This window comes from Aeromonas sp. OTU364 (assembly GCF_038440395.1).
GTDB lineage: Bacteria > Pseudomonadota > Gammaproteobacteria > Enterobacterales > Aeromonadaceae > Aeromonas.
Genome location: NZ_JASATR010000018.1, coordinates 84,521 through 104,883, shown reverse-complemented (window position 1 = coordinate 104,883; position 20,363 = coordinate 84,521). Strand labels below are relative to the sequence as shown.

The following is a 20,363-nucleotide window of genomic DNA, read 5'->3' as shown; positions in this document are numbered from 1 at the left end:
CCCCCGCCGCGCCATGCCAGCTGATGCAGAGGGTGAGATTGCAGACGAGCAACAACGCCAGCAATAGCCGGGCGATGAGTTCTGTGGGCAATCTCGATGACAACATGGTGCATCTTTCCTGTGACGTATGGGATGAATGTAAACCTTACCTACAGGAGAAGGTCAAGGTTCGGCCTGTACCATCTGCCAAAGAGTTGATATGGATTAAGAAATACCGGATTGGCAGACGAAGAAGCCCCCGCATGGCGGGGGCTCAGGCTCAGGGTTTGGGGGGCTGGGCTCGCGACTCCGATCGCTTCATGATGAGGCGGAAGAAGAGCGGGATGAAGAAGATGGCGATAAAGGTCGCCGCCAGCATGCCGCCTATCACAGGCCAGCCGAGGGCATGGCGGCTGGCGGCACCGGCGCCGCTCGAGGTCACCAGCGGCACACAGCCGAGGATGAAGGCGAGCGACGTCATGGCGATGGGACGAAAACGCAGCCGCGCCGCCTCCAATGCCGACTCGAGGAGGCTCATTCCCTCCTCGTGCTTCATCACGGCGAACTCCACTATGAGGATGGCGTTCTTGGCGGCAAGGCCGACGAGCGTCACCAGCCCTATCTGGAAGTAGACGTTGTTGGTCAGCCCCACAGTCCAGGTGGCGAGCAGAGCGCCGAACAGGGCGAAGGGCACGGCGGTGATCACCGCAAACGGCAGTGTCCAGCGCTCATACTGGGCCGCCAGGATGAGGAACACCATCAGGATGCCGAAACCGAACGCGGTGCCGGCGCTGCCTGCGGCCTCTTTCTCCTGATAGGCGGAGCCGGTCCAGGCCAGGGTGGCCTCATTGCCCAGGGTGTCGTTGGCAACCTCCTCCAGTGCGGTTATGGCCTGGCCCGAGCTGTAGCCCGGTGCGGGTTGGGCCATGATCTTGGCCGCCTGGAAGATATTGAAACGCTCCACCAGCTCGGGACCCGTGGTGTCACGCACCGTCACCAGGCTGCTGAGGGGGATCATATCCCCCTTGTTGGAGCGCACATAGACGTTGCGAATGTCGCTCTTCCTGGCGCGGTAGTCCGCCTCGGACTGCAACTGCACCCGGTAGGTGCGGCCGAACTGGTTGAAGTCGTTGACATAGACCTGGCCGAAGGTGGCCTGCATGGTGTCGAACACGGCGTTGATGGGCAGCCCCAGCGCCTTGGCCTTCTCGCGGTCGAGATCCAGGAAGACCTGGGGCACATTGGCGCGATAGGTGCTGGTGACGCTGGCCAGTTCGGGGCGTTGCTTAGCCGCCTCCAGCAGGCTGTCGACCTCGGCGGCGAAGGATTTCGCATCGCCGCTGCCGCGGTTCTGCAGATAGGCCTCCAGTCCGCCAGTGGTGGACATGCCCTGGATCGGGGGCGGGTTGAAGGAGGCGACGAAACCATCGGACTGTCCCATGGCGCTGAGCCCCTGCAGTGTCTTGGCCAGGGAGAAGGAGTCCTGACCCTCACCCTCGCGCTCGCCCCAGGACTTCAGGGGGAGGAAGCTCACCCCCCGGTTGCTGACGATGGAGCTCGACAAAATGTCAAAGCCGGAGAAGGTCACCACGTCCTGCACATGAGGGTTGGCCATGGCGATCTGGTCGTACTGATTGGCCACCGCCTGGGTGCGAGTCAGGGAGGCGGCATCCGGCAGCATGACGGCGGAGAGCAGGTAACCCTGATCTTCGTTGGGCACCAGCTCCCCCGGCACCTTCATCAGCAGGCCGTAGATGGAGACCAGGATCACCGCGATGATGGTGAACGCCACCCCGACCCGGCGGTTGAGGAAGGCCACCCCGCGTACGTAGCGGGCGGTGAGGCTGTCGAACATCCGGTTGAACCAGACGAAGAAGCGGGCGGGTTCATGATGGCCCTCTTTGAGCAAGATGGCGCACAGGGCCGGCGACAGGGTCAGGGCTATCAGACCCGAGATGGCGACCGAGACGGCGATGGTGATGGCGAACTGCTTGTACATCACCCCGGTCATGCCGCCCATGAAAGCGACCGGCAGGAAGACGGCGCAGAGCACCAGCACTATGGCCACCACAGGGCCTGAGACTTCCTGCATGGCGAGAATGGCCGCCTCCTTGGGGGAGCACTTCTTCTCGCGCATGATCCGCTCGACGTTCTCCAGCACCACTATGGCGTCATCCACCACTATCCCGATGGCGAGCACCATGCCGAACAGGGTCAGCAGGTTGATGGAGAAGCCCAGTACCAGCATGCCGGCGAAGGTGCCGATGAGCGACACCGGCACAGCAATACAGGGGATCAGGGTGGCACGCAGGTTCTGCAGGAACAGATAGACCACGATAAACACCAGCACGATCGCCTCGAATAGGGTGTGCACCACCTCCTCGATGGAGATCTTCACGAACTCTGTGGTGTCGTAAGGGATGCGGTAATCCACATCCTGGGGGAAGCGGGCCTTGAGGCGCTCCATGGTCTCATGGACCTGGTTGGCCACAGCGACGGCATTGGCCCCCGGCTGCAGGTAGGTGAAGATCCCCACCGCCGGCTTGCCATTGAGGCTGGCGGTCACATCGTAGTCCTTGCCGCCGAGTTCGACCCTGGCCACATCCCGCAGACGGATCTTGGAGCCATCCGGCATGGAGCGGACGATGATGTTCTGGAACTCGGTCACGTCCTCGAGCCGGCCCTTGGTCTGCACCGTGTAGGTGAAGTCGATGGGCGCCGTGGTGGGCTGGGCGCCTATCTTGCCGGCCGCGAACTGGGTGTTCTGCTCGCGGATGGCGCCTATCACGTCGCTCGGGGTGAGCTCGAGCTGAGCCAGCCGGTCCGGCCGCAGCCAGATACGCATGGCATAGTCGGTGCCACCGAACAAGGTGATGTCGCCGACCCCTGGGATGCGCTTGAGCTCATCGATGATGTTGAGCAGAGCGTAGTTGGAGAGGTAGGTGGTATCGAAGGTTCCATTGGGCGAGGCCAGGGTGACGACCTGGAGGATGGAGGTCGACTTCTTGCGTACCGTGAGCCCCTGTTGTTTGACGTCATCGGGCATCTGCGCCATGGCGGCGGAGACCCGGTTGTTGACGTTGATGGTGGCCTGATCCGGGTCCGTCCCTATCTTGAAGTAGACGTTGAGGTTCATCTGGCCATTGGAGGCGGAGGAGGACTGCATGTAGATCATGTCCTCCACCCCGTTGATCTGCTGCTCCAGAGGCGCGGCGACCGTTTTGGCGATCACTTCCGGGGTCGCCCCCGGGTAGTAGGTGGTGACCGAGACCACGGGTGGGGTGATCTGGGGATACTGCTCGATGGAGAGGGAGCGCATCGCCGCCAGCCCGGCCAGCACTATGATGATGGAGATCACGCTGGCGAAGATGGGGCGCTCGATGAAGAACTTGGAAAACATAGAAACTCCTTACTGAGCGCCGCTGCGACTGATGACCTCGGCGCTGATCGCCTTCATCTGTTCCGGACTGATGGGCTTGACGGTGGCGCCGGGACGCGCCTTCATCAGGCCTTCGGTCACATAGCGTTCTCCCGCCTTGAGGCCGCTTTCGACCAGGACGCCGCCCTCGACACTCTGTCCGAGCTTGACCAGACGAGGCTCAACCTTGTTGTCGGCACCGACCACCATCACCATGCGATCGGCCTGGGCTTGCTGTATGGCGCGCTCGGGGATCAGGATGGCATTCTTGCGTACCCCGAGTTCTATGGTCATGCGCACGAACTGGCCGGGCAGCAACTTGCCTTGCTTGTTGTCGAAGATGGCGCGGGCACGAATGGTGCCGGTCTGGGGATCGACCCTGTTATCCGAGAAGTTGATCTTGCCCGCATCGGGATAGACGGAGCCATCTGCGAGGCGGATATGGGTGCGCCAGTTAGTGCTGTCCAGGGCTTGCAGCTTGCCGCTCTTGAGGGAGTTCTCGAAGGTGAGGCGATCCTGCTCCGAGTAGGAGAAGTTCACATAGAGGGGATCGAACTGGGTGATGGTAGTGAGCAGGCCACTGTCGCCGCTGGTGGTGATGAGGCTGCCCTCGGACTGTGAACTCTTGCTCGCCATGCCGTCTATGGGGGCCGTGACCCTGGTGTAACCGAGGTTGAGCGCCGCCTCCTTCACCTTGGCCTGGGCGGCTTGCAGGGAGGCCAGCGTTGCCTCGTAGTTCGCTATGGTGTCGTCATAGTCCTTGCGACTCACCACCTGGCGACGATAGAGGGGAATGGTGCGATCCTTGTCTGCCCTGGCCTTGTTGAGGCGGGCCTGCTCCTGGGCCAGGCTGCCTTGCGCCTGCTCCAGCGCCGCCTGATAGGGGGCGGGATCAATCAGGAACAGCTCTTGTCCCTCGGTGACCGGCTGGCCCTCCACATAGGTGCGCTTGAGCAGGATGCCGCCGACCCGGGAGCGCACATCGATCTCGCGAAAGCCGGCGGTCTCGCCGACCACTTCGGTGGTGAGGGGCACATCGGCAGGGGTGACGGTGGCCACCACCACGGGGACCGGGGGCAGTGTCTGGGCCTGGGCGCTTTTGTCGTCGCCACAACCCGTGAGCGCACTGGCGAGTGCCAGGGCCATAAAACCGCGTTTGAATGCTTCTTTCCTGGCGCCTGAAACCTTCATCTTCACACTCCTGCCGGTTGAGCCACTATGGTTGTGTGCAAATTGGATATCAATGGGGGCTGTTAATGACATGTTTGCACATTTAACGTTTTGCAATACAAGGGTTTTTTAATAATAGAGTGACAAAGTTGAACCTGAGCTGTTGGCCCGGGTCCTGACGGCGGGAGGAGAGGAGGGGCGCGACAGCCTGTGACAGGGACGGTGAAAGGGTAGGCAGCAAGGAGCAAGCAAGTGCCAGTGAGGGCCTGATGCCCCCACTGGCGGGCGATCATCAGGCGAAGCAGGTCCAGATGGGGGCGTGATCCGAGGGTTTCTCGATGCCGCGCAGCTCGTAGTCGATGCCGGTCTCGGTCACCTTGTCCTTGAGGGCATCGGACGCCATGATGAGGTCGATGCGCAGGCCACGGTTCTCGTCAAAGCCCCTGGAGCGGTAGTCGAACCAGGAGAAGCGCTCGCACTCGGTAGGGTTGGCGGCGCGGAAGGTGTCGGTCAGGCCGAACCCCTTGAGGCGCTCCATCCACTCCCGCTCTATGGGCAGGAAGGAGCACTTGCCATCCCGCAGCCAGCGCTTGCGGTTCGCCTCGCCGATGCCGATGTCGAGATCCGTGGGGGAGATGTTCATATCCCCGATCAGCGCTATCTGGTCGTCCGGGCTGTGGTGGGTCTCGAGGTAGTGCTGCAGGTCCTCGTAGAACTTCTGCTTGGCCGGGAACTTGGTCTCGTGATCCTGGCTCTCCCCTTGCGGGAAGTAGCCGTTCATCACCTTAATAACAGAGCCGTCTTCCCGCTTGAAGCTGGCCATGATCATGCGGCGCTGGGCATCCTCGGGATCGGTGGGGAACCCCTTCTGCACCTCGATGGGGGCCTGCTTGCTCATGATGGCGACCCCGTAGTGACCCTTCTGGCCGTGGAACACCACGTGGTAGCCCATGGCCTCCACGTCCGCCACCGGGAAGGCCTCGTCGTGCACCTTGATCTCCTGCAGGCCGATCACATCCGGCTGGTGCTTGTCGATGATGGCTTGCAACTGATGAAGACGTGCGCGCAGGCCATTGATATTGAAAGAGATGATCTTCATGTTCGGGGTGCTCATGTCGTTTTTATTAGTCGCTATTGGACTAGGAATCCGGTCTGGATGCAAGTTCAGGGACCGGGTGGCTATGCCTGACCCGGCTCAGGGGAACCGGGCCGGGCCGTCGCAGCGGCACCAGCGTGCTCAGCGGGTCATCTTCTTGACAAACACCACCACGAACAGCGCCAGCGTGAAGCTGCCGGTGAAGGCCTCGAAGGCGGCGAAGATCCGCGACAGGCCGACCGGGGTGAAGTCGCCATAGCCCAGGGTGGTGAAGGTCACCACGCTGTAGTAGAGGCATTCGAGCAGGAAGATGGCGTTCTCTTCGAGGGTCGCCTCCGGGCGGTAGATGAGGTGGTTGCCCGCGAAGTTGAGGCCGCAGAAGAAGTAGAAGATGCTGCAGATGAAGATGAGCAGCAGGGAGAAGAGCACCACCCGCATGGGGGCCTCCCCGTAGCCGCAGAAGAGATCCACTATCCAGGAGGCGAAGCGGTGATAGGACCAGAACGGCATCTGCAGGCGGCGCATGGTGAGCTCCTGCTGGATGTAGCGGCCTGACATGGTGAAGATCCCCTGGGCCTCCGAGGCCTTGCGCAGATCCCGATAGGTCTCCTCCGCCTCCTTGAACCAGACGCGGGCCTGCACCGGGTCCCGCTCGCGTCGCCCCTTCCTGTCCTGCATCAGGCGCCTGCCGGTGTCCAGGTTGTCGAGCCGGGTGTTCTTCCAGCGGATGCCGAGCAGGTTGACGTCGTGCAGCTCGGCGCAGTGCAGGTTGGCCTCGCTGAGGTCGGCCTTCATCAGGCTGCCGCCCTTGATGCGAATGCCATAGAGGTGGGCGCCTCTCAGGTTGGCGCGATAGAGGTTGCACTGCTCCAGCAGGAATCCCTGTGGCCCCTCTCTGTTCACCAGGTTGAGACCGGCGAGATCGGCGCGGGCCAGTTGCAACCCGTGGCACAGGCCCCCCTGGCGCACATAGCGCTCCAGCGCCGCGGCCGTGTCCGGTGACGAGTGGGAGGCATGGGGGTCGTGCCAGTGGCACAGGTCGTGATCCCCCGCCTCTTCGCTGCAGTGGCGGCCATCAGCCACCAGGTATCGGCACATCCCCATGCTGTCGCCCCTCCTTGTCTGAGTCTGTATCAGCATAGGTGAGGGAGAGGTGCCGCTGGCTAGGCTAGCTGGTTAAATTCCTGGCGCAGCTTGCGAAAGCGATCCTGCTGGGCGGGATTCAGGGGGATGCCCTCCAGCACCTCCAGGGTCTCCTTGCACTCGGCGCCGAATTCCGGGCTCTTGCGGTTCTTCTGCATCAGTTGCAGCAGCACCTGGATCTTGTTGAGGGCGGCGCCGGTATTGGCGGGAGCCCGGCGTAGGGCCTCGCGGAAATGGCCGAGGGCCTGCTCCAGCTCCCCGCTCTGGTAGGCCTTGATGCCGAGATCGTTGAGCTGCTGGTAGCGCTGACGGCGCTCCAGCACCGTCTTGTCGTCGCGGGTCACCTGGATGCAGGTGGTGAGCAGCCGGTCTTCATCCTCCGCCAGCAGGGATTGCAGGCTCTCGGCGTACTCGAACTCCCCGAGCTGGTAGAGGGCGAGTATGGTCTCGCCGAGCAGGGCGGGGGGCATGGTCTCGGGCTTGTCGAGCCAGTTCTGGTTGGCGCGATAGAGCATCTTCTTGCCCTTGAGCAGCTCCCCCAGGGCGATGCGCACCCTGGCCTGACAGATCTGCTCGAACACCGGGTAGTTGAACTCCGACATCATCAGGGAATCCCGAATGCGCGACAGGGCCGAGTTCACCTGCTTTTGCAGGTTGGCGATGTGATAGCCGTCGTTGCTGTTGAGGGCGTAGAGGGTCAGGGTCTGGATGTAGGCCCCCAGGTAGTGGGGGGTGCGGTGGATGGAGTTGCGCGACAGGTCGATGAGGGCGAGCAGCACATCCTTGGCCTGGCCGTAGTCGTGGCGCTGCAGGCACACCTCTGCCAGCCGGCGGGAGAGCTGCACCGACTGGGGGGAGATGTCCACCGCCCGGCGCAGCTCCTGCTGGGCCAGCTCCTCCTTGCCAAGGGATAGCAGGGACTCCGCCAGCCAGAGGTGGGCCTCCACCATCAGGGGGGTGTTCTTGAGCGTCGCCTGCAGGTGGCTCACCGCCTCGTCAAAGAGTGCCAGACGGTAGCAGGCCTTGCCCAGGGTCAATCTGGCCCAGCTGTTCTCCTGGGCGGCCAGCAGCTGGCGCATCAGGCTGCGCGCCTCCTTGGCCTGGCCGAGCTTAAGCTGGGTGTCGGCCTGCAGGCAGCGGCAGAAGTTGGCAAAGCGCGGCACCGCATCGGCCTGTCTGGCACAAGCCTCGATCAGCGCCGGCATATCGTTCTGGGTGAGGGCGATGAAGACGCTCTCCAGGGACTGGCGACGGGCGAGGGCGCGCTTCAAGCGAAACGAGAACTGCTCCTGGGAGAAGGGCTTCATCAGGTATTCGTCGGGCTCGGCCTCGAGCGCGCTCAGCACCATGGCGCGGGAGCTGTCGCTGCTGACCATGATCACCACGCTCTGGGGCGGGATCAGCTGCTGGTCCCGCAGGCTCTCCAGCAACTGGCGACCGTTCTCGCCCGCTCCCAGCTCGTAGTCCAGCAGATAGATGTCGAAGCTCTCCTTCTGGCAGCGGCGGCGCGCCTCGTCGGCAGAATTGATGTAGGTGATGCGGTTGATGCCGATGTTGATCAGCATCGCCTTCATCATCATCTGAAAGGAACGCTGCTCGTTGACCAGCAGGATGCGCCTGGGTTTGGGCTGGGCTTTCTTCTCTGGTGCGGGATCCGGTGTCTGCATCTGTCTTGCATCGAGGCGCTGCGGGCTGGTGGGAGAAGTGTGCCACCAAAGTCCGCAGACAGGCAATTGAACATGGGAAGGGGCCCCGTTTTTCCCGCCAGGGCAAGAGGCAGTCCGCAAAAAAATCATGGTGCGCCCTTGATCTTCGTCAACCGGACGCGAGATGGCAGTGGCGCGGTTCGACCCGGTTTTTAGACTTGAAGGGAGGCAGATCCCGGCGATCTGCAGACATCACCCGCACCACAAGGAGGAATCAAATGAGTTTGCTACCGAGCCGCACCAGCCTGTTTGATGACCTGTTCCACGACATGGCCTCCGGCTTCTACATCCGGCCCCTGCACGGGGATCCCCTGCCCAGCCGGATCACGCTGGATCTGAGGGAGAGCGACGGCGGTTACCTGCTGCAGGCCGAGCTGCCCGGGGTGGCCAAGGAGGACATCCACGTGGACGTGCACGGCAAGCTGGTGACCCTGAAGGCGGAGATCCGCCAGCACGACAGCCAGAGCAAGGAGGAGAGATCCCTGCGCAGCGAACGCTACTATGGCAGCGTGTCGCGCACCGTCGAGCTGCCGGTGGAGGTGGCGCCGGATAAGGTCAGCGCCCGCTTCGAGAACGGCATCCTCACGTTGCAACTGCCCAAGCAGGCGGTCACCCCGGCGCCCCATCGCATCCCCATCGAATAGCGCGCCGTCATGAAAAGGCCCCGCATTGCGGGGCCTCGTCGTTCATGGCTGGCTGCGCACCAGGTAGGGGGCAAACTCAGGGGTGTGGCGCGCCGCAAAGCCCGTGGCCGTCTTCTCGATGAGATAGACCGCCAGCTTGTGCTCGGTGGCAAAGGCCATCGCCTGCTCGGGCCCCATCACCATGAGGGCGGTGTCGAGGGCGTCGGCCTCGAGCGCGGTGGGGGTGATGACGCTGGCGGAGACCAGCTTGTGGGTGACGGGCTCGCCGGTGGCGGGATCTATGATGTGGGAGTAGCGTCGGCCATCGAGCTCGTAATAGTTGCGGTAGCTGCCGGCAGTGCTCAGGGCCATGCCGTTCGGGGTGACCACATCCTCGATGGCGCCCGGCCTGTCCGAGGGCTCGACGATGGCCACCCGCCAGGGGTTGCCCTTGTCGTTGTGCCCCTTGCTGCGCACGGCGCCCGCCACCTCGACGAGGTAGTTGTGCACCCCCTTGCGCTCCAGCAGCGCGGCGATGTCATCGGACGCCGCCCCTTCCCCCAGGGTGGAGAGATCCAGATAGAGGTCGGGGATGGCCTTGCCAAGCAGGAAATGGTCCCCTTGCGGCGTCAGGCTGAGCTTGTCGATGCCGACCCGCTCCCGCGCCCTGGCGATCTGCTCTGCGGTGGGCCGCTTGACCGGGCGCTTGTCCGGCCCGAAGCCCCACAAGTTGACCAGGGGGCCCACGGTGACGTCCAGCTTGCCCTGGGTGAGGCGCCCCGCATCCATGCCCTGCTGCACAATCCTGGCCATGCTGGCCGGTATGGGCATGGGGGCCTTGCCCGCATCCTGGTTGAAGCGGGAGATGAGGGAGCCAGGATCATAGGTGGAGATCTCCTGGTTGATGCGCGCCAGCAGGGCATCGACCTCCCCCTGCAGCGCGGCCTGGCCGCCGGGGAAGGGGTCGCTCAGGGTTACCGCATAGTAGGTGCCCATGGTGTTGCCCTGAATGCGGGTCTGGGTCGGCGCCGGCTGACAGGCGGTCAACAGCAGCATCAGGGAGAGCAGCAGGCCGCGGGGGGCCAGGGAGAGGGGCTTCATCTTGCATTCTCGCGGGAGTCATCGACGGGGGAGCAGCTTAGCCAAGGGCGCCGCCATTGACGAGCCCCGGGGGCCGGGTCCGGGTGAAAATAATTAAGCCGCGCTGGGGTGAAGCCGGCCGATCTGTTCCACAGTTCAATGGACTCGGGAAGTGACCTGGTCCGCAGCTTTGAGCAAAAGCGGCAGCCCTTCGGTAACATTTGGGTACAATGAAGATCGATCATGACAGCATCTTTGCGTGTCGACGTGCGATTCGCCAGACAAGGGTGTTGCCATTCCTCGCCAATCAAAGGAGAAGATGATGAAAAAGGTGTTAACCCTGCTGCTTCTGAGTTCCCTGGCTGCCCCGGCGCTGGCCGATGAGTGCGCCCTGGTCATCGAAGGCAATGACGCCATGCAGTTCAATCAGAAGGAGATGAGCGTGCCGGCTACCTGCAAGGAGGTGACTGTCACCCTCAATCACACGGGCAAGCTGCCGGTGGCCAACATGGGTCACAACTGGGTGCTGGCCAACACCGCCGACTATCAGGCCATCGCCACCGCGGGCATGAGCGCAGGCGTCGATCACGACTACCTGCCCAAGGACGACGCCCGTATCCTGGCGCACACCAAGCTGGTGGGGGGCGGCGAGAGCACCAGCGTCACCTTCAAGACCGACGGGCTGGCGGGCAAGGATCTCACCTTCTTCTGCTCCTTCCCCGGCCACTTCGCCATGATGAAGGGGGCCTTCAAGGTCGGTTGAGCCGCGCTGGCCTGACAGGAAAAAGCCGGGATATCCCGGCTTTTTTGTGCCCGCTTGCCGTGATTGCGGCATCAGTTGGGTGCCCGTGCGGGCGGTATCGCGCGCCGTTTTATGATCCGGCGCCGGGTGAGCAGGGGAGTGAAAGGGTAAAATGGGCGCCTTTCGGGCCTGATGGGCCTGCCCAAGAGGAACCAAGGTCGTCATGAAAGCCATGAAATGGGTGATCAGCGGTTGCCTGCTGCTGCTATGCGCCCTGGCGCTGGCAGCGGAGCCCCCGGTCAAGAAGAGCAGGAGCGGCATCTGCCACCCCCAGGGCGGCACCTACTACAGTCGCACCAAGCACTACACCCCCTACGACTCCATGCAGGCCTGCCTCGACAGCGGGGGACGTGCCCCCAGACGCTGACGGTATGCCGGATCAGCCGATGGGCTGCAGGGTAAAGAAGGCGAGGGTGGTCTTCTTGCCGCACTCGAAGTGGATGCTCTCCTCCCCCTGCACCACCAGGGTCTCGTTGATGGCCACGGCCTGGCCTGCCACCGTCAGCTGGCCACTCAGCAGGTGGCAGAGGTAGGTCTTGTCCGCCTCCAGGGTGAGGGTCAGGGGGAAGGGCACATTGAGCACCCGCACGTTGGCGCCGATGCGCGCCGGGTCGTAGATGAGCCCCAGATCCGTCACTTCCTTTTTCAGCAGCTCGCAGTGGGTCTCGTCATCCCCGCTGAAATGGGCCGCCTCGAAGGTGGCATAGGGGTGGCCGTTGAGCACGAAACCGGCGCCGCTGACGGGCAGCAGGATGCGCTGATAGCCGGGAAATTTGGAGAAGGGGCCCGCCGCCTTGATGGGGGCCGAGCTAAGCCGGTAGTCAAAGTCGAGCTTCTCCAGGCTCGAGCCCGGGGGGGAGACAAGGATCTGGGCCGTGGTGCCCTGCCTGTTTTTCCAGGGCATCTTCAGCTGGTCAGACTCTTTAATCAGGGTGATCACGTTGGTGCCTCGGCGAGGAGTGGGGAGAGAGGGGCCAGTGATACCATCTCCGGGAGCGGCTCACAAGGCGGCGTCAGCGGGGGCCGTGCTGGTTGGCCACAAATCAGGCAATGGAGCCCTTGATGCAGGTGTTGGATCTAATCGGTTGATCCAAGCCCTTTTTCTATCTTGCCCAGCAGTTGCTGCAACTGCTCTACCTCTGCCGGTTCCAGCAGGGAGCACAACCGCTCGTCGAGCAATGCGGCCAGCTGCTCCCCCTGGTTGACGCGCTCGCAGGCCAGCGGGGTCAAGGCCAGACAGATGCTGCGTTTATCCGTCGGATGGGGCCGTTTCTCTATCATCCCCTGTTTCTCCATCTCCTGTAGCAGGCGTGTCACCTGCGCCTTGTCGCGGCCCGTCAGCTGTGCGATGAGCTGTGGTGTGGCCGGATCCTGTGCGTGGATCAGTTGCAGCACCTTGTAATGGAGGGGGCTAAGGGCGATCTGCTGTGCCCGAAAATGCTGCGCCAGGGCGATTCTGTAGTGATCGAGGATCCGGAAGAGACGGTTTGACAGGTTCATGGTTGATAAAGTCAACTTAAATTGGTGTAATTGATTTTATCAACCATGTGGGCAAAAGCCCAGCCCGAGAGGAGATGAAAGATGCCACACCCGTATCGTGTACAGGTCCAGGCGCTGGACCGCGAGGTGCCCCCGTTGCAGTTCGATTGCCAGAATCACGACGACATATTTGCCATCCTGGCGCTCAGCAAGGGGAAGCTGCCCATGTCGGAGCAGGAACATCAGGCGTTTATCGTCGGGTTGAAGCTGTTCGGCGAAGTGATGATGCAGCATCGCAAAGAGGAGCTGTTCAAGGAGTTTCTCCCCCATTTCAAGCAGTTCATGGGGCAGCTGAAACGCACGGCCAGGGGTCAGGAGGCCGAGGTAGAGCCGTCCCGGCAGTGATGTCAGCCTGATCCGGAAGGCAAGGCAAGGCAAGGCAAGGGCTCGTGCCCGCCATGGCGCAGCCCGGTTTTTGTCATGACGCCAGCATGCTTGAGGCAGATGAAACCCCAGGCTGTGATCCTGACGCTGTTAATCGGGCCCGGGGTCGCTACACTGGCACTTCTGCCATATGGAGGCCCCATGACCCACAAGATCATTCTGGATACCGATCCCGGTATCGACGACGCCATGGCAATACTCTTTGCCGAGGCCCACCCCGCCATCGACTTGCTCGCCATCACCACTGTGTTTGGCAATGCCACCATAGAGAACGGGACCCGCAACGCCCTCTGGCTCAAGCAGAAATACGGCATGAAGGCAGAGGTAGCCCAGGGCGCCGCCGCGCCGCTGCTGCGCGAGCCCGTGGGGCCGACCACGGTAGTGCACGGCCCGAGCGGGCTGGGGGATGTGGAGGCGGGGGAGGTGACCCTGACCCCGGATCCCCGCCCGGCCTGGCAATACATAGTCGAGACGGTGAAGGCCAACCCCGGCGAGATCACCCTGGTGACCATCGGGCCGCTGACCAACCTGGCGCTGGCGCTCGAGGCCGCCCCCGAGATCACCTCGCTGGTGAAGCAGGTGGTGGTGATGGGGGGCGCCTTTGGCGTCAACGGCCATCGCGGCAACGTGACCCCCTATGCCGAGGCCAATATTCACGACGATCCCGAGGCGGCCGACCGGGTGTTTACCGCCCCCTGGCCCGTGGTGATCATCGGGCTGGACGTGACCCAGCAGAGCTTCTTCAGCAGTGCCTACCTGGATGCCCTGCGGGACGACGCTGGTGAGCCCGGCCGCTTCCTGTGGGCGGTGAGCCGCTTCTACCTGCGCTTCTATTCCGAGCGCATCGGCCTCAATGGCTGCCACGTGCACGATCCGTCCGCCATCGCCTACGTGATCGATCCCGAGCTGTTCACCCTGCGGGAGGGACCGGTGCGGGTCATCGACCATGGCCCCGCCATCGGCCACACCCTGCAGAAGTTCGACGGCAAGTCCCACCCCCACGATGAGTGGGCGGGCTATCCGGCCCAGCGGGTCGGGGTGGCGGTGCGGGATCAGGCCCTGCTGGCGCTCTATCGTGAGACGCTGGTGGCCTGGGGGAAGGATTGCTGAGACGCTCGCCAGCGTGATGGACAAAGCGTGAGGCTCACCAAATAATTGCCAGCCGACGCTGGCCTATACTGACGAAAACTGAGGTATTCAAGGAGCAAGCGGATGGCCTGGTTGTCTTTGTTGGTGGCGATAGCCCTCATCTGGTGGCTGATGAAGCTGGGGCGTGGTGCCCTGTTCGAGATCCGGCTTGCCCCTGGCAAGGTGCAGGTGAAGCGAGGCTCGGTGCCGCCGCGCTTCCTGGCCCAGGCCAAGCAGATCCTGCAGCAGGATCCGGTGCGGGGCCGCATCCTGGGTCAGCGCGACGACAACGGGGTCAGGCTGGTCTTCTCCCGCTCCATCCCGGAGCCCGTGGCCCAGCGCCTGCGCAGCGTCTTCCCTTACGGGGATTATCGCGGTGTCACCTCACCCCCGGATGGGCGCAATGCTCGCTGAACCCGCGGGCTGAACTCTTGCGCTGAACGTGTTGTTCACACCGGACGCCGGGCACTCTGCCCGGCGTCTGCTTTTCCCATAAGCCATGGCCAGGACGCAGCCATCAGCGCGGCCCTTGCAAGGGCGTCATCACCTCGATCAGAAAGTCGATGAAGGCGCGGGTCTGGGGCTTCAAGAAGCGGCCGCCCCTAAACACCGCATGGATCTCGTCATGACGATCCTCGTACGGGGAGGCCTGCCACTCGGGCAGCAGTGGCAGCAGGGTGCCGCTGTCCAGCCCCTGCTGCACCATCCAGCTCGACAGCAGCAGTATGCCGGCGCCCGCCTCGGCCGCGCACAGCAGCGGCGTGCCGCCGACCGAGGCGAGGTTGCCCCGCACCGCGACCCTGTGCCGCTGCGCCCCTTGCCGGAAATACCAGTGCTGGCGCTGACGGCCATGGCCGCGGATGAGGCAGTTGTGGTGCGCCAGCTCATCGGGATGGGCGGGCTCGCCGTGGCGGGCCAGATAGGCGGGGGAGGCGACCAGCAGGGTCCGGTTGGTGAGCAGATGGCGGCTATGGAGGCCGCTGTCCACGGGGCGTCCGATGCGCACCGCCAGGTCCACGTTTTCGGCGTCGAGATCCACCAGCCGGTTGTCGAGCTCGATCTCGAGCCGCACCCCGGGGTAGCGGGCCAGGAAGGCCGGCAGGCGCGGCGCCAGCCAGGTGGTGCCGAAGCTCTCGAACACCGAGACCCGAAGCGGGCCCTCTGGCGCCACCGGCAGGGGCTGCAGGGATTGCACCAGCTGATCCGCCTCCTCCAGCAGGCGCACCGAGCGGGCCAGGAAGTACTCCCCCTGCTCGGTCAGCACCAGCTGGCGGGTGCTGCGCTTGAACAGGGGGATCCCCAGCTGTTGCTCCAGCGCATCTATGGTGCGGGTCACCGAGGAGGGGGCCAGGTTGAGGGCGCGGGCGGCCCGGGAGAAACTGCCCGACTCCACCACCTGAGCCAGGATACGGACGCGATCCAGCATGGGTATACCTTTGCAGTAAATGCAAAACTGTTGCAGGTTGTGGTGGTATTCTATCCATGGATGAAAGCGTGAACAATGTGCTCATCGCCCATGGGGGCGCTCATCCAAGGAGTCTTGCCATGTCTCACCGTATCCAGCTCGCCAGCCAGATCCCCGCCGCCATCCAGGCCATGCGGGGGCTGGAAACCTATCTCGGCGGCACCGACATTCCCCTGTCGCTCAAGGAGCTCATCAAGCTGCGGGCCTCCATGCTCAACGGCTGCGCCTACTGCATCGAGATGCACGCCGAGGTGGCGATGAATCACGGCGACAGCCCCCAGCGCTTGCTGGCGCTGTCCGCCTGGCGCGAATCCCCGCTGTTCGATGAGCGGGAGCGGGCCGTGCTGGCCCTGACCGACGAGGTAACCCTGATCGGCGAGCGAGGGCTCACCGAGGAGACCTACCAACAGGCCCTGGCCCTGCTGGGGGAAACCCTGCTGGCCCAGTGCCTGATGCAGGTGGTCACCATCAATGCCTGGAACCGCATCGCTGTGGCGACCCGAATGGAGCATAAACACCCCTGAGGGAGACCCCGAGGTGGGGTGTCGTCTTCAACGGGCCTTACATGAGGCCCGTTTTTCATGGCGGGCCCCAGACAGGGCAGCCCCTTCTGCACTTCTTTCGGTCCCGGGAAGTTAATCATACATTCGTTTGATTAATTATTTTTTTATTCCACCTCGGAATATACGCATCCAGATCAAGGAAGGGAGAGGGCGCTTGTGCATCTGGAGGGGGTTGAATGACTCTTCCTTGCCCTGTTTCTCCCTCTTGAAATAAGGGGTATGGACCGTTTTGATTAATCGGTGAGCGATTTTGGCGGGGAGATAAATTAACGGGAGATGAATTGATGAACTGTGAATTTAATAAATTGGTCGCTGTCAAGCGATTAACATCTGATACCTGTTTTCACCACCCTTGGAACATTTTTGGGATTAATTTTTCATGTTGTTCACATGCCGGTCTGATGCAATAAAATGCGGCATTTTTATTATACCAATAAGCCTTGAAACGATGAGGACATTGCATGAGACCTTTTGAAGTAAAGAGGGGCTTGGGCGCTTTGCTGTTGATGGCAACCGCTGGCTTGCTGAGTGGCTGCGACATGGCTCTGATGAGCCCCAAGGGGCAGGTTGGTCTGGAGCAGAAGTCACTGATATTGACCGCACTCGGGTTGATGTTAATCGTGGTGATTCCTGTGATTATTATGACGGTGGCATTTGCTCGTAAATACAGAGCATCCAATACCACTGCCAAATACACCCCGGATTGGTCCCACTCCAACAAGATTGAAGCGGTCGTCTGGACCGTGCCCGTCATTATTGTCGCCATCCTGGCGGTGATTACCTGGAAAACCTCTCACTCCCTCGACCCCTACAAGCCGTTGGAATCTGACGTCAAGCCGATCCAGGTCGATGTGATTTCGCTGGACTGGAAATGGCTGTTCGTCTATCCGGAGCTGGGGATCGCCTCGGTCAACGAGCTGGCCTTCCCGGTCAACACCCCGATCAACTTCCGGGTGACCTCAGACACAGTGATGAACTCCTTCTTCATCCCCCAGCTGGGCGGTCAGATCTACGCCATGGCCGGGATGCAGACCAAGCTGCACCTGATTGCCAACGAGGCGGGTCAGTACAAGGGGATCTCCGGCAGTTACAGCGGTGCCGGTTTCTCTGGCATGAAGTTCAAGGCGATTGCCACCCAGGACCAGGCCGGTTTCGATGCCTGGGTCGCCAAGGTGAAACAGTCTCCCAAGATGCTGAGCACTATGGGTGAGTTCGATGCCCTGGCCAAGAAGAGCGAAAACCACCCGGTTGAGTACTTCGCCAGCGCCGATCCCAAGCTGTTCGTCAATGTGATCAACAAGTTCATGGGCGGCATGTCCCATGGCGGCCATGACGCTGCAAAAGATGGCGCCATGGACCACGAGGCCATGAAGCATGACGCCGCGAAAGCAGAACCCATGGACCACAAGGCCATGAACCATGACGCTGCAAAAGCAGAACCCATGGACCACGCGGCCATGAGTCACGACGAGCATGCCGGACACATGGCCACGTCCATGGCTGACAAGAGTGTGAAAGCAGGATCCGAGGAATAATCGATGTTTGGAAAATTGACACTCGAGGCTGTTCCGTACCATGAACCCATCATCATGGTTACGATAGCCGGTATCATCTTGGGTGGGCTGGCGCTTGCCGGTCTCATCACTTATTACGGCAAGTGGCAATATCTGTGGAAAGAGTGGTTCACCTCGGTGGACCACAAGCGCCTCGGTATCATGTATCTCATCTTAGGGATGGTCATGCTGCTGCGCGGCTTCGCCGATGCGGTCATGATGCGTGGTCAGCAGGTCATGGCCTCCGCCGGTAGCGAAGGCTACCTGAACGCGCACCACTACGATCAGATCTTCACCGCCCACGGCGTCATCATGATCTTCTTCGTGGCCATGCCGCTGGTGATCGGCCTGATGAACATCGTGGTGCCGCTGCAGATCGGTGCCCGTGACGTCGCCTTCCCCTTCCTGAACAACCTGAGCTTCTGGTTTACCGCCGCGGCCGTGGTGCTGATCAACGTCTCCCTCGGGGTCGGTGAATTCGCCCAGACCGGCTGGCTGGCCTATCCGCCCTTGTCGGGGCTGGAGTTCAGTCCCGGGGTCGGGGTCGATTACTGGATCTGGAGTCTGCAGATTTCCGGGTTAGGTACCCTGCTGACCGGTGTCAACTTCTTTGCCACCATCATCCGGATGCGTGCCCCCGGCATGACCATGATGCGTCTGCCGGTGTTCACCTGGACCGCCCTGTGCGCCAACATCCTGATCATTGCCTCCTTCCCGATCCTGACCGTCACCATCGCCCTGCTCACCGCAGACCGCTACCTGGGTACCCATTTCTTTACCAATGACATGGGTGGCAACATGATGATGTACATCAACCTGATCTGGGCCTGGGGTCACCCCGAGGTGTATATCCTGGTGCTGCCGGTATTCGGGATCTTCTCCGAAGTGGTGGCGACCTTCTGCAAGAAGAAGCTGTTCGGCTACACCTCCCTGGTGTGGGCGACCGTGGCCATTACCGTGCTCTCCTTCGTGGTCTGGCTGCACCACTTCTTCACCATGGGGTCTGGGGCCAACGTGAATGCCTTCTTCGGCATCACCACCATGATCATCTCCATCCCGACCGGGGTGAAGATCTTCAACTGGCTGTTCACCATGTACCGCGGTCGCATCGAGTTTACCTCGCCCATGCTGTGGACCGTCGGCTTCATCATCACCTTCACCGTGGGTGGCATGACCGGGGTACTGCTCTCCGTACCGGCCGCCAACTTCGTGCTGCACAACAGCCTGTTCCTGATTGCCCACTTCCACAACGTCATCATCGGCGGCGTGGTGTTCGGTTGCTTCGCCGGTATCACCTACTGGTTCCCGAAAGCGTTCGGCTTCAAGCTCGATGACGTCTGGGGCAAGCGTGCGTTCTGGTTCTGGATCACCGGCTTCTTCGTGGCCTTCATGCCGCTCTACGTGCTGGGCTTCATGGGCATGACCCGTCGTGTCAGCCAGAACATCGATCCCGAGTTCCACGGCTGGCTGGTTGTTGCCGCCTGCGGCGCCGGCCTCATCGCCATCGGCGTCTTGTGCCAGCTCATCCAGGTCGTGGTCAGTATCCGTGACCGCGAGAAGAACCGTGACTGGACCGGCGATCCCTGGGGTGGCCGTACCCTGGAGTGGGCCACTTCCTCTCCGCCGCCCTTCTACAACTTCGCCATCGAGCCCAAGGTGACCGGTCTGGACGCCTTCTGGGAAGCGAAAGAGGACGGCAGCGCCTATCGCCAGCCGGCCAAGTACGCTCCCATCCACATGCCGAAGAACTCAGGTGCCGGTGTCATCATCGCCGCCTTCAGCGTGGTGTTCGGCTTTGCCATGATCTGGCACATCTGGTGGATGGCCATCGCCGGCTTCGTCGGCATGATCGCCACCTGGATCATCCACAGCTTCAACGACGATGTGGACTACTACGTACAGGTTGACGAGATCGAGCGCATCGAAGGTCAGCATTTCGACAATATCAACAAGGTGGCCTGACGCTATGACAACTGGCGCTCCAGATCACATTCACCTCAACGGTGCCCAGAAAACATGGGCACCCGAAGGTCAGCATTTCGACAATATCAACAAGGTGGCTTAACTCCATGGCGACTGACGTTCTACATCACTCTCACGGTGCCCATGAGGATGGGCACCATGATGCCGGTGCCACCAAGGTATTCGGTTTCTGGATCTACCTGATGAGTGACTGCATCCTGTTCGCGACCCTGTTCGCGACCTATGCGGTCCTGGTCAACGGCACCGCCGGCGGCCCCACCGGCAAGGACATCTTCGAACTGCCGTTCGTGTTCGCCGAAACCATGCTGCTGCTGCTGAGCTCCATCACCTTCGGGTTCGGCATGCTGGCCATGAACAAGAACAAGGTCTCCGCGGTCAACACCTGGCTGCTGGTCACCTTCCTGCTCGGCGCCGGCTTCATCGCCATGGAGATCTACGAGTTCCATCATCTGATCGTCAATGATGCGGGCCCGGATCGCAGCGGCTTCCTCTCCGCCTTCTTCACCCTGGTCGGTACCCACGGTATCCACGTGACCAGCGGCCTTATCTGGATCATCGTGATGATGGTCCTGATCAGCAAGAAGGGGCTGACCGAGCGCAACCGCACGCGCCTGATGTGCCTGAGCCTGTTCTGGCACTTCCTGGACGTGGTGTGGATCTGCGTCTTCACCGTGGTCTATCTGATGGGGGTCATGTAAATGAGTCATTTTGTTGACAATATTGACTGTGCC

The 20,363-nt window shown here is 62.0% G+C and carries 19 protein-coding genes; 10 read left to right on the top strand and 9 right to left on the bottom strand.

The features are described from left to right. Positions 1-259 precede the first annotated feature (259 nt). From AAHB08_RS16825 to AAHB08_RS16805, 5 genes are all read right to left on the bottom strand, one after another. Positions 260-3,379, bottom strand: a complete 3,120-nt coding sequence (locus tag AAHB08_RS16825; RefSeq protein WP_342059569.1) for an efflux RND transporter permease subunit — start codon at positions 3,377-3,379, stop codon at positions 260-262. 9 nt (positions 3,380-3,388) lie between these two features. Next, complete coding sequence (locus AAHB08_RS16820; RefSeq protein ID WP_342059568.1) at positions 3,389-4,588, bottom strand: efflux RND transporter periplasmic adaptor subunit; 1,200 nt, start codon at positions 4,586-4,588, stop codon at positions 3,389-3,391. Between the two features lie 271 nt (positions 4,589-4,859). Then, on the bottom strand, positions 4,860-5,666 hold the full coding sequence (gene xthA, locus AAHB08_RS16815) for an exodeoxyribonuclease III (protein ID WP_139436366.1): 807 nt from the start codon (positions 5,664-5,666) through the stop codon (positions 4,860-4,862). Positions 5,667-5,804: 138 nt separating this feature from the next. Beyond that, complete coding sequence (locus AAHB08_RS16810) at positions 5,805-6,767, bottom strand: ion channel (protein WP_139436368.1); 963 nt, start codon at positions 6,765-6,767, stop codon at positions 5,805-5,807. A gap of 59 nt (positions 6,768-6,826) precedes the next feature. Further along, positions 6,827-8,473 (bottom strand): response regulator, encoded by a 1,647-nt coding sequence (locus AAHB08_RS16805; RefSeq protein ID WP_342059567.1) that lies wholly within the window; start codon positions 8,471-8,473, stop codon positions 6,827-6,829. 257 nt (positions 8,474-8,730) lie between these two features. On the opposite strand from AAHB08_RS16805, the gene AAHB08_RS16800 reads away from it, so the two are divergent. Then, entirely contained in the window at positions 8,731-9,156 is a 426-nt protein-coding gene (locus AAHB08_RS16800; protein WP_342059566.1) for an Hsp20/alpha crystallin family protein, read from the top strand. A gap of 42 nt (positions 9,157-9,198) precedes the next feature. Here AAHB08_RS16800 and AAHB08_RS16795 read toward each other — a convergent pair whose 3' ends face one another. Continuing rightward, positions 9,199-10,236 (bottom strand): FAD:protein FMN transferase, encoded by a 1,038-nt coding sequence (locus AAHB08_RS16795; protein ID WP_342059565.1) that lies wholly within the window; start codon positions 10,234-10,236, stop codon positions 9,199-9,201. A 301-nt stretch (positions 10,237-10,537) separates the two neighbouring features. Here AAHB08_RS16795 and azu point away from each other — a divergent pair, with 301 nt between their 5' ends. Together azu and AAHB08_RS16785 are read left to right on the top strand one after the other, a co-directional pair. Continuing rightward, complete coding sequence (gene azu, locus AAHB08_RS16790; RefSeq protein ID WP_342059564.1) at positions 10,538-10,978, top strand: azurin; 441 nt, start codon at positions 10,538-10,540, stop codon at positions 10,976-10,978. 202 nt (positions 10,979-11,180) lie between these two features. Then, positions 11,181-11,384, top strand: a complete 204-nt coding sequence (locus AAHB08_RS16785) for a hypothetical protein (RefSeq protein WP_342059563.1) — start codon at positions 11,181-11,183, stop codon at positions 11,382-11,384. Between the two features lie 12 nt (positions 11,385-11,396). Here the strand turns inward: AAHB08_RS16785 and AAHB08_RS16780 are convergent, their stop codons facing one another. Beyond that, positions 11,397-11,957, bottom strand: coding sequence for a HutD family protein (locus AAHB08_RS16780; protein WP_319913324.1), 561 nt, complete (start codon positions 11,955-11,957; stop codon positions 11,397-11,399). Between the two features lie 137 nt (positions 11,958-12,094). Beyond that, positions 12,095-12,517 (bottom strand): MarR family winged helix-turn-helix transcriptional regulator, encoded by a 423-nt coding sequence (locus AAHB08_RS16775; protein WP_342059562.1) that lies wholly within the window; start codon positions 12,515-12,517, stop codon positions 12,095-12,097. A gap of 81 nt (positions 12,518-12,598) precedes the next feature. Between AAHB08_RS16775 and AAHB08_RS16770 the strand changes: the two genes are divergently transcribed. The 3 genes from AAHB08_RS16770 to AAHB08_RS16760 all read left to right on the top strand — a co-directional run bounded on the left by AAHB08_RS16770 (position 12,599) and on the right by AAHB08_RS16760 (position 14,482). Beyond that, entirely contained in the window at positions 12,599-12,901 is a 303-nt protein-coding gene (locus AAHB08_RS16770) for a DUF3861 domain-containing protein (protein WP_139436382.1), read from the top strand. 180 nt (positions 12,902-13,081) lie between these two features. Next, positions 13,082-14,050 (top strand): nucleoside hydrolase, encoded by a 969-nt coding sequence (locus tag AAHB08_RS16765; protein WP_342059561.1) that lies wholly within the window; start codon positions 13,082-13,084, stop codon positions 14,048-14,050. Positions 14,051-14,152: 102 nt separating this feature from the next. Beyond that, the gene (locus AAHB08_RS16760; protein ID WP_202046731.1) at positions 14,153-14,482 is read left to right on the top strand and encodes a DUF3634 family protein; all 330 of its coding nucleotides are present in this window, start codon (positions 14,153-14,155) and stop codon (positions 14,480-14,482) included. Between the two features lie 103 nt (positions 14,483-14,585). On the opposite strand, the gene AAHB08_RS16755 is transcribed toward AAHB08_RS16760, so the two are convergent. Continuing rightward, entirely contained in the window at positions 14,586-15,494 is a 909-nt protein-coding gene (locus AAHB08_RS16755) for a LysR family transcriptional regulator (RefSeq protein ID WP_342059560.1), read from the bottom strand. A 119-nt stretch (positions 15,495-15,613) separates the two neighbouring features. On the opposite strand from AAHB08_RS16755, the gene AAHB08_RS16750 reads away from it, so the two are divergent. The 4 genes from AAHB08_RS16750 to AAHB08_RS16735 all read left to right on the top strand — a co-directional run bounded on the left by AAHB08_RS16750 (position 15,614) and on the right by AAHB08_RS16735 (position 20,330). Beyond that, positions 15,614-16,057 (top strand): carboxymuconolactone decarboxylase family protein, encoded by a 444-nt coding sequence (locus AAHB08_RS16750; protein WP_319913329.1) that lies wholly within the window; start codon positions 15,614-15,616, stop codon positions 16,055-16,057. A gap of 500 nt (positions 16,058-16,557) precedes the next feature. Further along, positions 16,558-17,631: a cytochrome o ubiquinol oxidase subunit II gene (gene cyoA, locus AAHB08_RS16745; protein WP_139436390.1), complete on the top strand. Its 1,074-nt coding sequence runs from the start codon at positions 16,558-16,560 to the stop codon at positions 17,629-17,631. A gap of 3 nt (positions 17,632-17,634) precedes the next feature. Beyond that, entirely contained in the window at positions 17,635-19,611 is a 1,977-nt protein-coding gene (gene cyoB / locus AAHB08_RS16740) for a cytochrome o ubiquinol oxidase subunit I (protein ID WP_139436392.1), read from the top strand. A gap of 107 nt (positions 19,612-19,718) precedes the next feature. Further along, the gene (locus tag AAHB08_RS16735) at positions 19,719-20,330 is read left to right on the top strand and encodes a cytochrome o ubiquinol oxidase subunit III (protein WP_202046728.1); all 612 of its coding nucleotides are present in this window, start codon (positions 19,719-19,721) and stop codon (positions 20,328-20,330) included. Positions 20,331-20,363 lie beyond the last annotated feature (33 nt).

Bases quoted from the DNA above. Each gene is read 5' to 3' on its own strand.
- AAHB08_RS16820 (WP_342059568.1), bottom strand. From the start codon at position 4,588: ATGAAGGTTTCAGGCGCCAGGAAAGAAGCATTCAAACGCGGTTTTATG.
- AAHB08_RS16735 (WP_202046728.1), top strand. From the start codon at position 19,719: ATGGCGACTGACGTTCTACATCACTCTCACGGTGCCCATGAGGATGGG.
- AAHB08_RS16760 (WP_202046731.1), top strand. From the start codon at position 14,153: ATGGCCTGGTTGTCTTTGTTGGTGGCGATAGCCCTCATCTGGTGGCTG.
- AAHB08_RS16775 (WP_342059562.1), bottom strand. From the start codon at position 12,517: ATGAACCTGTCAAACCGTCTCTTCCGGATCCTCGATCACTACAGAATC.
- xthA (WP_139436366.1), bottom strand. From the start codon at position 5,666: ATGAAGATCATCTCTTTCAATATCAATGGCCTGCGCGCACGTCTTCAT.
- cyoB (WP_139436392.1), top strand. From the start codon at position 17,635: ATGTTTGGAAAATTGACACTCGAGGCTGTTCCGTACCATGAACCCATC.
- AAHB08_RS16750 (WP_319913329.1), top strand. From the start codon at position 15,614: ATGTCTCACCGTATCCAGCTCGCCAGCCAGATCCCCGCCGCCATCCAG.
- AAHB08_RS16755 (WP_342059560.1), bottom strand. From the start codon at position 15,494: ATGCTGGATCGCGTCCGTATCCTGGCTCAGGTGGTGGAGTCGGGCAGT.
- AAHB08_RS16785 (WP_342059563.1), top strand. From the start codon at position 11,181: ATGAAAGCCATGAAATGGGTGATCAGCGGTTGCCTGCTGCTGCTATGC.
- cyoA (WP_139436390.1), top strand. From the start codon at position 16,558: ATGAGACCTTTTGAAGTAAAGAGGGGCTTGGGCGCTTTGCTGTTGATG.
- AAHB08_RS16795 (WP_342059565.1), bottom strand. From the start codon at position 10,236: ATGAAGCCCCTCTCCCTGGCCCCCCGCGGCCTGCTGCTCTCCCTGATG.
- AAHB08_RS16805 (WP_342059567.1), bottom strand. From the start codon at position 8,473: ATGCAGACACCGGATCCCGCACCAGAGAAGAAAGCCCAGCCCAAACCC.
- AAHB08_RS16825 (WP_342059569.1), bottom strand. From the start codon at position 3,379: ATGTTTTCCAAGTTCTTCATCGAGCGCCCCATCTTCGCCAGCGTGATC.
- AAHB08_RS16770 (WP_139436382.1), top strand. From the start codon at position 12,599: ATGCCACACCCGTATCGTGTACAGGTCCAGGCGCTGGACCGCGAGGTG.
- AAHB08_RS16800 (WP_342059566.1), top strand. From the start codon at position 8,731: ATGAGTTTGCTACCGAGCCGCACCAGCCTGTTTGATGACCTGTTCCAC.
- azu (WP_342059564.1), top strand. From the start codon at position 10,538: ATGAAAAAGGTGTTAACCCTGCTGCTTCTGAGTTCCCTGGCTGCCCCG.
- AAHB08_RS16765 (WP_342059561.1), top strand. From the start codon at position 13,082: ATGACCCACAAGATCATTCTGGATACCGATCCCGGTATCGACGACGCC.
- AAHB08_RS16810 (WP_139436368.1), bottom strand. From the start codon at position 6,767: ATGGGGATGTGCCGATACCTGGTGGCTGATGGCCGCCACTGCAGCGAA.